Genomic DNA, 13061 nt, shown 5'->3' with positions numbered 1-13061 from the left:
GCGAGGTGCCTTTCGAGCGGGGGATGCCCCATGTTAGCGGAAAAATTCCGGCGCCACCTGGTGCAGGGAGTCCAGCACCCGCAGGGCCAGCCCGGCGCCGGCCTGGGCGGTGGCGGCGCAGTCGGTGACCAGCACCGGGGCCATGCCGGCGCGGTGGGCGGCGGTGAGCCCGGGCAAGGAGTCCTCCAAGGCCAGGCAAGCGGCCGGCGGCGCATCCAGCCGGCGGGCGGCGAGCAGGAACACGTCCGGTGCGGGTTTGCCTTGCGCCACGTCGTCGCGGGCGGCCATGACCGGGAATGCGGTGTCCAGGCCGGCCAGGCGCAGGCATTGCTCGGCGTAGCGGCGGCGGCTGTTGGTGGCCAGGCCGTAAGGCGTTCCCCGTTCGTTCAGCCGTTGCAGCAGCTCCCGTGCGCCGCCCTTGGCGGTGATGCCGTGTTCGTCCACGTGCCGGTGCCAATGGGCGGCGCTGCGCCGGCGGAAATCCTCCATGTCCAATGCGGGGCCGGTTTGGGCCAGCAGGGCGGCTTCCACGTCGCTGCCTTGGCAGCCGGAAAGACCGGCGAAGAAGACGTCGTCCAGCGTTATTCCCACGTCCGCCGCCGCTTTGCGCCAGGCTAGGCAGTAGGTGGGCTCGGTGTCGAGCACCAGGCCGTCCAGGTCGAAGATGACTGCTTGGATATGGGGCATGGGCAGGGTCGGGGCGGTGGTTTTTCGGCGGCTGGAATGCGGCTGACGGTGGGCGCGCGCCGCTAGCCCATATAATGCCTGTTTTTGCGGCTGCGTCGCTTCACCTCAAGGCGGTGGTTATGGAGAAAAGCGCTTTTTTACTCCCTCACCCTAACCCTCTCCCGGAGGGAGAGGGGACCCGCTATCAGGCGGCCAAAGCGCGGTTGCGCGACCGGCTCAAGGCGGCCCGCGCCGCTTTGCCTGCGCCGCAGCGGGCCGCTTTTTCCGCCGCCATCGTTCAGCGCTTGCTGCAACTGGACGAGCTGCGTGCAGCGCGCAATGTGTTCGCCTATGTTTCCTATGCCAGCGAAGTGGAAACCCATGGGCTGATTCAACATTTGGCGGCTCTGGGCAAGTCCCTGGCGGTGCCGAAAATGGTGACGCGCACCGAGATGGTGGCGCGGCCTTTGGCGGATTGGGGCGAGCTGCTGCCTGGGCCTATGGGGATTCTCGCTCCGGCCGAGGGGCCGGCCCATCCCGGCCCGTTCGATGTGGCGGTGACGCCGGGGCTGGGTTTTACGCCTACGGGCCGGCGCCTGGGCTTCGGCGCCGGCTACTACGACCGCTGGTTCGCCGCCCATCCGGTGGGATTCAAAGTGGCCCTGGCGTTCGAAGCGCAATTGTTGGACGAGCTGCCCACCGAGGCGACCGATGTGCCGGTGGACGCCATCGTCACCGAGCGGCGGGTGATTCGGGTGAGCGGGGCTTAGTCTTCGTCCCCCGCCAGCTCGAATTCCAGGGTGACGCTTTTGCCGGTGCGGGTGTTGCTGGCTTTGAAGGTGGCGACGCTCTCTTCCACTCCGACGCTTTCGATTTCAACCGGCGGGTCGTCGTAGTCCTGGGGGGCTATATCCAGCTTGTCCATCAGCATTTGGTTTTCTTCGGCCGACAGTTCCATGTTGCCGTCTTGATCGATTTGCATGGGGATTCCTCGCAAGAATGGGGGCGACGGTGTCGCCCCCTGATGGGATATGGCTTACTTCGCCAGGCGCCGTTTGAAGAATTCCGGCATGGCGAACGCCGCCTGGTGGATGTCGGCGTTGTAGTACTCGGTGGCGTAGGGCTTGTTCAGCGCGTCGTCGCGGCGGAAATTGTGCAGATCGCCCTTGCCCGCCAGGGTGGCGCTCCACCAGCCGGTGGGATAGATGAACTGGGGGAAGAACAGGGTGCGGGTCTGGCCGAAGCCGGCGTTGCGCATGTGGCCGTGGATGGAGGCTTGCAGCTCCAGGTGGAACAGCGGCGATTCGCTTTGCTGCACCAGGATGCCGTTGTCGCCCAGGGCGCGGTGGCAGTCGCGGTAGAAGGCTTCGTTGAACAGGCCTTCGGCCGGGCCCACCGGGTCGGTGCTGTCGACGATGATGATGTCCACGCTGCCGGGCTCGGCGTCTTTCACCCACTTGAGGCCATCGATGAATTTCAGTTCGGCGCGGGGATCGTCGTTGGCGGTGCACAGATCGGGGAAGTATTGTTCTGCGACGCGGGTGACGCGCTCGTCGATTTCGATCTGCACGGCGCGCTTGACCTCCGGATGCTTGAGCACTTCCTTCAGGCTGCCGCAGTCGCCGCCGCCGATGATGCACACGGTCTTGGGATCGGGATGGGTGTAGAGGGCCGGGTGGGTCATCATCTCGTGGTAGAGGAAGTTTTCCCGGTCGGTGACCATGAAGCAGCCGTCCAGCACCATGAGTTTGCCGAAGGCCGCGGTGTCGTAGATTTCGATGCGCTGGAACGGGCTCTGTTCCTCGTGCAGCTTGGTGGCGCCGGTGAGGGACAGGGCGCTGCCGTCCTTCGAATAGACTTCGGTAACCCAGTTGGTGGTGTCGTGCATGTGCGATTCCAGATTGAAAAACTTAAAGCGGCGCGTGGCGCCATGCTGCTGTCCCTTGCCTCGCCGGCGAGGAAGGGGAAGGGGTCGGTCGTAGCCGGGGAAACCGGGAGTTTGCTTCCAAAGACGGCAATTTTTCCACATAATCCGCATCTTTTAAACGTTGACGCGGAAATAGAATGGGTTGGACCTTTCAGCAAGCCAAAGCGACCTACGGTATCGAACACTGGGGCGACGGTTATTTCGACATCAGCCCGGCCGGCCGGGTGGTGGCTTATCCGGCCCGCGATCCCGCCGCCGGCAGCGTGGACTTGTACGAGGTGGCCCAGGCGGTGCGGGCGGAAGGGTTGTCCCTGCCGGTGCTGGTGCGCTTCAACGACATCCTGCAGGATCGGGCGGCGCAGCTGCGATCGGCCTTCGATCTGGCCCGTAGCGAGTACGACTACCAGGGCAGCTATACGCCGGTTTATCCCATCAAGGTCAACCAGCAGCGCAACGTGGTGGAGGGCATCCTCGGCAACGGTTCCCACGGCGTCGGCTTGGAGGCGGGCAGCAAGTCGGAGCTTTTGGCCATTTTGGCCCTGGCCAACACCGACACCATCGTCTGCAACGGCTACAAGGACCGCGCCTATATCCGTCTGGCACTGATCGGCCTGAAACTGGGTCTCAACGTCTTCATCGTCATCGAGAAGCTGTCCGAGCTGAAGACCATCCTGGCCGAGGCCAAAACCCTGGAAGTACGGCCGCAGCTGGGCGTGCGGGTGCGCTTGTCCAGCATCAGCGCCGGCAAGTGGCAGAACAGCGGCGGCGAGAAGTCCAAATTCGGGCTGTCGGCCAGCGACGTGCTGCGCCTGCTGGACGAGCTGCGCGCGGCCGGCGGCCTGGAGTGGCTGCGCTTGATGCATTTTCACATGGGCTCCCAGGTGGGCAACATCAGCGACGTGAAGTCGGCCCTGCGCGAGGCCAGCCGCTATTTCGCCGAGCTGCGCGCACTGGGCGCCGGCATCGAATACGTGGACGTGGGCGGCGGCCTGGGAGTGGATTACGAAGGCACGCGTTCCGCCAGCGACTGCTCCATCAACTACAGCATCGTCGAATACGCCCACAGCATCGTGCGCGCGTTTTCCGATCTGTGCGAAGAGTACCGGTTGCCCCATCCCAACCTAATCACCGAATCGGGGCGGGCCATGTCCGCCCACCACGCGGTGCTGATCGCCAACGTCATCGACATCGAAACCGTGCCGGAGCAAGCGCCGGAGGAGATATCGTCCGAGTCCCAGGTGGTCAAGGATCTGGCCGAGTTGCTGACCTTGCTGCCCGACGAGCCGGTGCTGGGCATTTACCACGACGCCCAGTTCGATTTGCAGGAGGCGCGCGCCCGCTATATCCAAGGCAAGCTCAGCCTGGTCGAGCTGGCCGAGGCGGAACGCCTGGGCGCGGCCATTTGCCACGGCGTGAAGCAGCGCCTGGACGTGAACCTGCGCGCCCACCGGGAACTGTTGGACGAATTGAACGAACGGTTGGCGGATAAGCTGTTCTGCAATTTCTCGTTGTTCCAGTCGCTGCCGGATGCGTGGGCCATTGACCAGGTTTTTCCGGTGATGCCGCTGCATCGCCTGGACGAGGAGCCTACCCGCCGCGCCGTGTTGCAGGACCTGACCTGCGATTCCGACGGACGCATCGAAGCCTACATCGATCGCCAGAGCATCGAGACGACCTTGCCTGCGCATGCGCTGAAAGCGGACGAGGAATATTTGCTCGGCTTTTTCCTGGTGGGCGCCTATCAGGAAATCCTCGGCGATATGCATAACCTGTTCGGCGACACCCATTCCATCAATGTGGAACTGGACGGGCAGGGCGGCTATCGGCTGGTGCAAGCCATGCGTGGCGACGGCGCCGACGACGTGCTGCGCTATGTGCACATCGAGCCGGACGAAATCGAAACGGCGTTTCGCCGCCGTTTGGCCGATGCGGATATCGACACCCGTTTGCGCCGGCTGTTCGAAAGCGAGCTGATGGCGGGCCTCACCGCTTACACCTACTTGGGCGAGTGACATGAAAGCCGGCTACATCGGACTCGGTGCCATGGGCGCTCCCATGGCGCGCAACCTGGCCCGGGCGGGGCTGTTGGCGGCGGTGTGGAATCGTAGCCCGGCCAAGGCGGATGCGTTGGCGGCGGAATTGGGCGTGGCGGCGGCGGCCGACCCGGCGGCTTTGGCCGCGGCGGTGGACGTGGCGTTCCTGTGCGTTTCGGCGGATAACGATGTGCTGGCGATGGTGGAGGCGATGTCGGCCGGCATCAGGCCGGGCAGCGTGGTGGTGGATTGCTCCACCGTCGGCAGCGATACGGCGCGGCGGGTGGCGGCTTTGCTGGCGGATCGCGGTGCGGCCTTCCTGGATGCCCCGGTGTCCGGCGGCGTGGAAGGGGCGCGCAAGGGCACGCTGGCGATGATGGTGGGCGGCGAGGCCGGCGTTTTGGAGACGGTCCTGCCGGTCCTGCGGGCCGTTGCCGCGCGCATCGTCCATATCGGCCCCGTGGGCGCGGGCCAGGGCTGCAAGGCGGTCAATCAAATCATGGCGGCGGGCATCGCCCAGGCCGTCACCGAGGCGCTGGCTTTCGGCCAGGCCATGGACTTGCCCATGGACAAGGTGATCGAGGTGGTGTCCGGCGGCGCGGCCGGCAACTGGTTTTTGGACCATCGCGGCCGCACCATGGTGGCCGGCACTTTCCAGCCCGGTTTCAAGCTGGGCTTGCACCACAAGGACTTGCTCATCTGCCGGGAGTCGGCGGAAAAGCTGGGCGTGAGCGTGCCGGTAACCGAGCAAACCATTGGCGAATACGCCCGGCTTATGGCGGAAGGCTACGGCGACGAAGACATTTCCGCTTTGTACCGTTTGAAGTCGCGCTAAGCCGGCCTTAAAAGTTCCCCGGGGTTCGCTAAAGCGGCTAGAATTAGCGCAAATATCGGCGCGCTTCGGGGTATTCGATCTGCAGGGATCGCCGGAAAGCCGCATTCCGAGGCGATCGCTCGGAATCAGCCATCAATTCGACAGATTTTGTTTAAGGGGAGATTCCACGTGTTCGCAAGAGCCCGGTTCGGTCTACTAGTCCTGTGCCTTGGCTTGGGAAGCGGCTTGGCCTTCGCGCAGCCACGCGAGGATGCCCACAAAGGGGAGGCGGCCAACCCGTCCAGCCCTTTCGGGATGGGGGAGCTGGAGCAACGCGCCAAAAAATTGGCCGCGAAGCCGTTTACCAAGGATGAAGGTGATTTGCCCGATTTCCTGTCCAATATGGACAGCGAACACTACCGCGATATTCATTTCAAGCCGGAAAAATCCCTCTGGCGCGAAGAGCGCCTGCCGTTCCAGGTGCAGTTGTTCCACCGCGGCTACATGTACAAGGATCGCGTGGCGGTGAATCTGGTGTCCGGCGGCCAAGTCCAGCCGGTGCCCTATTCGTCGGATTTCTTCGACTTCGGCCAGAACCTTTTCCCGGCGGCGCCGCCGCCCACGGTGAGTTACGCCGGCGTGCGCTTCCATTACCCCTTGCGCAAGGGCGACGGCCAGGAAGACGTGGCGGTGTTCCTGGGCGCCAGCGCTTTCCGCGCGGTGGGCATGGGACAGGTGTACGGATTGTCCGCCCGCGGCCTGGCCATCGATACCGGCCTGCCCAAGGCGGAAGAAGTGCCGGTGTTCAAGGAGTTCTGGGTGGAGAAGCCGGCGCCCAACGCCGATAAACTGACGGTTTACGCTTTGCTGGACAGCCCGAGCGCCACCGGCGCTTTCCGGTTCGTATTGCGGCCGGGCTTGGCGACCACCATCGACGTGAACAGCCGCGTTTATTTCCGCAAGAACGTCGACCGCTTGGGCGTGGCGCCGCTCACCAGCATGTATTTCCACGGCGAAAACACCGACCGCTTCATCGACGATTTCCGGCCCGAGGTGCATGACTCCGACGGCCTGCTCATGGCGCGCAACAGCGGCGAGTGGACCTGGCGCAGTCTCAACAATCCGCGCCAATTGCGCATCAGCGTGCTCAAGGACATCAGCCCCAAAGGCTTTGGCTTGATGCAGCGGGATCGCGCTTTCGACCATTACCAGGATCTGGACGCCCGCTATCAACAGCGCTCCAGCCTATGGGTGGAGCCTCTGGGCGACTGGGGCGCCGGCAGCGTTTACTTGATCGAAATTCCCAGCGAGGCGGAGAAATACGACAATATCGTCGCTTTCTGGGTGTCCGATCAGCCGGCCCTCAAAGGGCAGGAACGGGTGTTCAATTACCGTCTGCATTACCTGCTGGATTCCTCCCTGGAGCCGGACGGCGGCCGGGTCGTTTCCACCCGGGTGGGCTTGCAGGCGGCCGGTTCCAACAAGCGTCGCTTCGCGGTGGACTTTGTCGGCGACGAGCTCAAGTATTTCAGCGATAAGGCCGCCGTCGAGGCCGAGCTGAGCGCTTCCTCCGGCAAGATCAGCGACGTGGCGGTGACGCGCAACAGCGAAACCGGCGGCTGGCGATTGTCCTTCGTTTTGGAGCCGGCAGTCGACAAGGACGTGGTTGACTTGCGGGCTTACCTGAAGAGCGGCGGCGAAGTGCTGAGCGAAACCTGGTTGTATCAATGGAGCGCCAAGTGAGCGAGGTTTTGCCGCCGGTTGAGGTTTCGGAAGAAGAAGCGCGGTTGCTGCACGATGCGGAGGACGCTGTGCGCGGCTATTTGCAGCAACTGGGGTTCGGCGTTGCCGCCATCGATTCCGTGGTGCCGCTGTGCTTGGCCAAGGCCAGGAAGCGGGTGGGCCGCGGCCCGGCGGCGGTGGAAGAACTGCGGCGGCGCGCGGTGGAAGACGCGCAACGGCGCTTGGATAGGGCGCTGGGCCATTTGTTGGGTTTCGAGGCCGACGATTTGTCCAATTTGGCGCGCGCGCGCGCGGCTTTATTCCTGGACGGCGTGGGCTTTCCCAAGGACAACCTGCTGAGCGGTCAGCCGGTGTCGCCCGAAGCGGTAAGCGCTTTGGCGGCTCATCTGCCCACCGCGACGCCGCCGGAAGCGCCTCTGCCCATGAAGCATCAAACCTTCAGTTTCATTTTTCGGCGTTGAGCCTCACACACAGCCAACAGCGGGACGCTATGCCCTCGGATTACCTCAAGCCCCCCGTGCCCACCCCCGGACGCATCCTGCTTCGGCGCGTCGTATATTTCAGCCTGGTGTTGCTCACCACCGCCGCCGCCATGGTGCTGTTGGTCGGCGTGTTCCAGACCGACGGCGTCACGCCGTTGGAGTTCGCCCTGCTGTTCCTTTACGGCGCGCTGATCCTGTGGGTCAGCACGTCGTTCTGGATCGCCGCGCTGGGGTTCTGGGTGCAGTTGCGCGGCGGCGACCCCCTCGCCATTACCCGCCAGCCGCCCCGGCCCGGCGCCGATGCCGACGGTTCTCCCCTGCGCACCGCCGTGGTCATGCCGGTGTACAACGAGGATCCGGAGCGGGTGTCCGCCGGCCTGCGCTCCATTTGGCAGTCCCTCAAGGAAACCGGCCGCGACGGCGAATTCGATCTGTTCATCCTCAGCGATACCCGCGACGCCCAGTGCTGGTTGCAGGAAGAGCTGAACTGGTACCAGTTGTGCGAGGAGACCGGCGCCCACGGCCGGGTGTTCTACCGCAACCGGGTGCACAACACCTCGCGCAAATGCGGCAATATCGCCGAGTTCTGCGAGCGTTGGGGCGGCCGTTACCGCTATATGATCGTGTTGGACGCCGACAGCATCATGGGCGGTTCGACGCTCGTGAAAATGGTGGAAACCATGGAGGCGCAGCCGCAGGTGGCGCTGATCCAAACGCCGCCCATCCCGGTCAACCACGAATCGTTGTTCGTGCGCGTGCTGCAATTTTCCAGCAGCCTGTACGGCGGCATGTTCGCCGCCGGCCTCAATTATTGGCAGATGTGCGACGGCAACTACTGGGGCCACAACGCCATCATTCGCCTCAAGCCTTTCGTCGAGCATTGCCACCTGCCCAAATTGCCCGGCCGCGAACCGTTCGGCGGGGAAATCTTCAGCCACGATTTCGTCGAGGCGGCCTTGTTGCGCCGTGCCGGTTGGGAGGTTTGGCTGGCTTACGACATGGGCGAGAGCTACGAAGAGCTGCCCACCACCCTCATCGACTTCGCCAAGCGCGACCGCCGCTGGTGCCAGGGCAATCTCCAGCACGCCGGCGTGTTGCTGGTGCGGGGGATGCGCCCCTTGAGCCGGCTATACATGCTGATGGGCATGATGTCTTATTTGTCTTCGCCGCTGTGGGCGATGTTCCTCATGGTGACCGGCATCGAGGCCTACAACCAGACCCAAACCGTGCCGGTGTATTTCTCCGGCGACAATTGGTATCCGGTGTGGCCCGAGTCCTATACGGTGGAAATGACCACGGTGCTGCTGGTGACGTTGGGCATGCTGTTCCTGCCCAAGGCGATGGGGTTGCTGTTGCTGGTGCTGCAATGGCGCAAGCTGAAAAGCTACGGCGGCCTGATCCGCGTCAGCCTCAGCGTGGTGCTGGAAACGGTGTTCACCACCCTCATCGCGCCGGTGCTGATGATTTACCAGAGCAAGTTCGTGCTGGCCATCCTGTCGCGCCGCAGCGTCGGTTGGCCGTCGCAGCAGCGCGGCGACCATCGGCTCGGCTTCAGCGAGGCCGTGGCCGCCCATTACGGCCACACCGCCGTGGGGATATCCGCCGGCTGGCTCAGCTACAGCTACGTGCCGGACTTCTTTCTTTGGCTCACGCCCGTGTTGGCCGGCCTGGTGCTGTCCGTGCCGGTGTCCATGTATTCCAGCAGCACCCACCTGGGCCGTTGCCTCAAGCGCTGGGGATTGTTCCTGACGCCGGAAGAGTACGATCCTCCCCGGGTATTGCGCTTATTGGAAGAAAATTTGGAAACGGTGGATTTTTGGTCGAGACGCGCCGGCGGCCGTGCCGAGGACGTGGTGGCCGACGCCGCCGTCATGGCATTGCACCAGGGGCTGCTGCCGCAGCGGCCGTTGCGCAAACGCCAGCGTTATCAGTTACGCGCGCTGACCTACCAGTTGCTGGAAGACGGTTCGGAGAGCCTTTCGTTGCAGGAAAAACGCGCCGTGCTGTCGGATCCCGAAACCCTCCTGCGCCTGCATACCCTGGCCGCCAGCGGCACGGTGGTGACGGGGCAGGCGACTACTGACGGACCGGTATCCCACTAGCCCTGTGCTGTGAGTCCAGGCTTCCGATCCACGCGGCCGGGCCGCCCCTCGCGGCGCCGGCCTCTCCCTCCCCCTTAGGTTCCGCCACCAGGAGCGCCCCCGTCCAACCCACGCCGGTTTTGTCCGGTGGTTGGCGTCGGATTGGCCGCGGCGCTCCTCGCGGGCGTGTTTGATCCGGTGCGCCGCCGAGGATAATCGCGTCCGCGGTTGGTATTGTTGACAATTGCGCTCCTGCATTTTTATGCTCTTGGGCCGCGTCGAAAGTCGCGGTCGGCGCCGGCGGTCTGACTCTTGGGATCGTGCCGCGCCAGTTTCGCGTTGCACATCACGGGAGCTCAATATGAATAACAAAACGTTGCCGTTGGTCGCTTGCCTGTCCTTATCCGCTTTTCTTTTCTCCGTGCCGGTCGGAGCCGCCAATCCCTCCGTGGATGAAGCGCTGGCTTTGCTCAAGCACATGCAGCCGGATCGTTGCGCCTTGCAAAAAGTCCGGGGAAAAATTCTCATCGCCCACCAGTCCCACGATCAGTCCGCCATGGACGCCTTGGCTCCGCAAATGGACGCGATCACGGCGCGGCTCAAGCCGTCGGAGGAAAAGCTGCGCGAATTGACGACGGTCATCAAGCAGAATCCTCAGGATCAGACCGTATACGCGGCGGCGCAGGTGGAAGCCAGTAGCTGCCACTGACGCCGTGCGCTCAAGGCCGCGCGTGTTTGGCTAGAAAAGCGTCTAGCCGGTTGGCGAACGCGCGCTGGTCGCTTTGGTTGAGCGCAGCGGGGCCGCCGGTTTGGATGCCGCTGCCGCGCAGCTGATCCATGAAGTCGCGCATGGCCAGCCGCTGCTTGATGTTTTCCGGGGTGTAAAACTCCCCGCGCGGGTTGAGCGCGTGGCCTTGCTTGGCGATGACGGCATCGGCCAGGGGAATGTCGGCGGTGATTACCAGATCGCCCGCTTGCAGCTGCGCCACGATGTAATTGTCGGCCACATCGAAGCCGCCGGACACCTGCACCGCGCGGATGTATTGCGACGGCGGCGTGCGTATCAATTGGTTGGCCACCAGGGTGGTGGACACCTTCACCCGCTCGGCGGCGCGGAACAGGATTTCCTTGATGACGTTGGGGCAGGCGTCGGCGTCGATCCAGATTCGCATGGAGTTAACGCCGGCGTTTGCCGATGGATTTTGGCGCGCTAGTTCGCGCCGTTTTGCTCGGGCGCGGTTTGAGGCTGCGCTCCGTGCGCGCTCCCTCGCCCTGTTGTCCCGTTCCCGCCGGCTGCCAACTGGGCACCAGATGGTGCTTGCCGTTGCCGATGAGGTCGGCGCGGCCCATGCGTTTCAACGCTTCCCGCAGCATCGGCCAGTTTTCCGCGTCGTGGTAGCGCAGGAAGGCCTTGTGCAGCCGCCGCTGGCTGAGCTTCTTTGCCGTGAAGACGGATTCGCTGCCCCGGCCGACCTTGTGCAGCGGGTCCTTGCCGGAATGGTACATGGCCGTCGCCACCGCCATGGGCGAGGGCAGGAAGGCCTGCACCTGGTCGGGACGGAAGCCGTTGCGTTTCAGCCACAGGGCCAGGTTGAGCATGTCCTGGTCCGTCGTGCCGGGGTGGGCGGCGATGAAGTAGGGGATGAGATACTGCTCCTTGCCGGCCTCTTTCGAGTACTTGTCGAACAGCGCCTTGAAGCGGTCGTAGGTGCCGATGCCGGGCTTCATCATTTTTGACAGGGGGCCGGCCTCGGTGTGCTCCGGCGCGATCTTCAGGTAGCCGCCGACGTGGTGGGTGACCAGCTCCTTGATGTATTCCGGCGATTTCACCGCCAGGTCGTAGCGCAGCCCCGAGCCGATGGTGATCTTCTTCACCCCGGCAAGGCTGCGGGCGCGCCGGTACAGCTTGATGAGGGGGCCGTGGTCGGTGCCGAGGTTGTGGCACACGTCTGGATAGACGCAGGAGGGCTTGCGGCAGGCGGCTTCCACCTCCCGCGACTTGCAGGCCAAGCGGTACATATTGGCGGTCGGGCCGCCCAGGTCGGAGATGTGGCCGGTGAAAGCCGGGGAGGTGTCGCGGATGGCCTCGATCTCGCGGATGATGGAATCCTCCGAGCGGCTCTGGATGATGCGGCCCTCGTGCTCGGTGATGGAGCAGAAGGTGCAGCCGCCGAAGCAGCCGCGCATGATGGTCACCGAGTGCTGGATCATCTCGAAGGCCGGCAGCTTGGCCTTGCCGTAGGCGGAGTGGGGTACGCGCGAGTAGGGCAGGCCGTAGACCTTGTCCATTTCCGCCGTGGTGAGCGGGATGGGCGGCGGGTTGAGCCACACGTCGCGGTCGCCGTGGCGCTGGATCAGGGCGCGGGCGTTGCCGGGATTGGTTTCCAGGTGCAGCACCCGCGAGGCGTGGGCGTACAGCACCGGGTCGGCCTTCACCTGTTCGTAGGCGGGCAGGCGGATGACGGTGGCGGCCGGGTCCAGCTTGGGTTTCCGGTTGAAGCGGATCGGCGTTGCGGTCTCGTCCTGGGCGCAGGCGGGCGGCGCTTCGTCGTAAGGGTTGGGATGGGGCACCACCACGCCAGGGTGGTCCACGTCGCTGGAGTCGATTTCCGTCCAGCCGTCCGGCACGCCTTTCCGCAAGAAGGCGGTGCCGCGCAGGTCGGTGAGGTTGCCGATGGGCTCGCCCTTGGCCAGGCGGTGGGCGATCTCCACCACGGCGCGCTCGCCGTTGCCGTACACCAGCAGGTCGGCCTTGGCGTCCACCAGCACCGAGCGGCGCACGGTGTCGGACCAGTAGTCGTAGTGGCCGATGCGGCGCAGGGACGCTTCGATGCCGCCGATGACCAGCGGCACGTGCTTGTAAGCCTCGCGGCAGCGCTGGGAATAGACCAGCACACTGCGGTCCGGCCGCTTGCCGCCTTCGCCGTCGGGGGTATAGGCGTCGTTGGAGCGGATGCGGCGGTCGGAGGTGTAGCGGTTGACCATGGAGTCCATGTTGCCGCCGGTGACGCCGAAGAACAGCTTGGGCTCGCCCAGCCGCTTGAAATCCTCTGCTGAGGTCCAGTCCGGCTGGGCGATGATGCCGACGCGGAAGCCGTGGGTTTCCAGCAGGCGGCCGATCAGGGCCATGCCGAAGCTGGGATGGTCGACGTAGGCGTCGCCGGTGACGAGCACGACGTCGCAGGCGTCCCAGCCGAGGGCGTCCATTTCGCTGCGGGACATGGGCAGTTGCGGGGCCACGCCGAAGCGCTTGGCCCAATAGGGGCGGTGGGAGAATAGATCGGGGGCGGTGTGCATGGCAGGCCGGCTGCTGCG

The 13061-nt window shown here is 64.5% G+C and carries 12 protein-coding genes; 7 read left to right on the top strand and 5 right to left on the bottom strand.

Annotated features, from left to right (window positions below; all coding sequences use genetic code 11):
* Positions 1 to 33 precede the first annotated feature (33 nt).
* Positions 34 to 687: an HAD family hydrolase gene (locus tag K5607_RS14400; protein ID WP_221047418.1), complete on the bottom strand. Its 654-nt coding sequence runs from the start codon at positions 685 to 687 to the stop codon at positions 34 to 36.
* A 119-nt stretch (positions 688 to 806) separates the two neighbouring features.
* Between K5607_RS14400 and K5607_RS14395 the strand changes: the two genes are divergently transcribed.
* Positions 807 to 1436: a 5-formyltetrahydrofolate cyclo-ligase gene (locus tag K5607_RS14395; RefSeq protein ID WP_221047417.1), complete on the top strand. Its 630-nt coding sequence runs from the start codon at positions 807 to 809 to the stop codon at positions 1434 to 1436.
* Here K5607_RS14395 and K5607_RS14390 read toward each other — a convergent pair.
* Both K5607_RS14390 and speE read right to left on the bottom strand, forming a co-directional pair.
* Positions 1433 to 1648 (bottom strand): hypothetical protein, encoded by a 216-nt coding sequence (locus tag K5607_RS14390; RefSeq protein ID WP_054774355.1) that lies wholly within the window; start codon positions 1646 to 1648, stop codon positions 1433 to 1435. The genes K5607_RS14395 and K5607_RS14390 overlap by 4 nt on opposite strands.
* 54 nt (positions 1649 to 1702) lie before the next feature.
* Complete coding sequence (gene speE / locus K5607_RS14385) at positions 1703 to 2554, bottom strand: polyamine aminopropyltransferase (RefSeq protein ID WP_054774354.1); 852 nt, start codon at positions 2552 to 2554, stop codon at positions 1703 to 1705.
* Between the two features lie 176 nt (positions 2555 to 2730).
* On the opposite strand from speE, the gene speA reads away from it, so the two are divergent.
* The 6 genes from speA to K5607_RS14355 all read left to right on the top strand — a co-directional run bounded on the left by speA (position 2731) and on the right by K5607_RS14355 (position 10455).
* Positions 2731 to 4605 carry a biosynthetic arginine decarboxylase gene (speA, locus tag K5607_RS14380; protein ID WP_054774353.1) on the top strand — a complete coding sequence of 625 codons (1875 nt, stop codon included), beginning with the start codon at positions 2731 to 2733 and terminating at the stop codon, positions 4603 to 4605.
* Position 4606: 1 nt separating this feature from the next.
* The gene (locus K5607_RS14375) at positions 4607 to 5461 is read left to right on the top strand and encodes an NAD(P)-dependent oxidoreductase (RefSeq protein WP_221047416.1); all 855 of its coding nucleotides are present in this window, start codon (positions 4607 to 4609) and stop codon (positions 5459 to 5461) included.
* Positions 5462 to 5755: 294 nt separating this feature from the next.
* Entirely contained in the window at positions 5756 to 7183 is a 1428-nt protein-coding gene (locus K5607_RS14370; RefSeq protein ID WP_221048950.1) for an OpgD/OpgG family glucan biosynthesis protein, read from the top strand.
* Positions 7180 to 7644, top strand: a complete 465-nt coding sequence (locus K5607_RS14365; protein ID WP_221047415.1) for a hypothetical protein — start codon at positions 7180 to 7182, stop codon at positions 7642 to 7644. The genes K5607_RS14370 and K5607_RS14365 overlap by 4 nt, the downstream gene beginning before the upstream one ends.
* A gap of 29 nt (positions 7645 to 7673) precedes the next feature.
* Complete coding sequence (mdoH, locus tag K5607_RS14360) at positions 7674 to 9767, top strand: glucans biosynthesis glucosyltransferase MdoH (protein ID WP_221047414.1); 2094 nt, start codon at positions 7674 to 7676, stop codon at positions 9765 to 9767.
* Positions 9768 to 10107: 340 nt separating this feature from the next.
* Entirely contained in the window at positions 10108 to 10455 is a 348-nt protein-coding gene (locus K5607_RS14355) for a hypothetical protein (RefSeq protein WP_054772604.1), read from the top strand.
* A gap of 10 nt (positions 10456 to 10465) precedes the next feature.
* On the opposite strand, the gene K5607_RS14350 is transcribed toward K5607_RS14355, so the two are convergent.
* Together K5607_RS14350 and K5607_RS14345 are read right to left on the bottom strand one after the other, a co-directional pair.
* Positions 10466 to 10918, bottom strand: a complete 453-nt coding sequence (locus tag K5607_RS14350) for a YaiI/YqxD family protein (protein WP_054772605.1) — start codon at positions 10916 to 10918, stop codon at positions 10466 to 10468.
* Between the two features lie 4 nt (positions 10919 to 10922).
* Positions 10923 to 13043, bottom strand: a complete 2121-nt coding sequence (locus tag K5607_RS14345) for a YgiQ family radical SAM protein (RefSeq protein ID WP_221047413.1) — start codon at positions 13041 to 13043, stop codon at positions 10923 to 10925.
* Between the last annotated feature and the right edge of the window lie 18 nt (positions 13044 to 13061).

This window comes from Methylogaea oryzae (genome assembly GCF_019669985.1).
Taxonomy (GTDB): domain Bacteria; phylum Pseudomonadota; class Gammaproteobacteria; order Methylococcales; family Methylococcaceae; genus Methylogaea; species Methylogaea oryzae.
The sequence above is the reverse complement of the archived record's forward strand: the minus strand, read 5'-3'. Positions and strand labels throughout refer to the sequence as shown.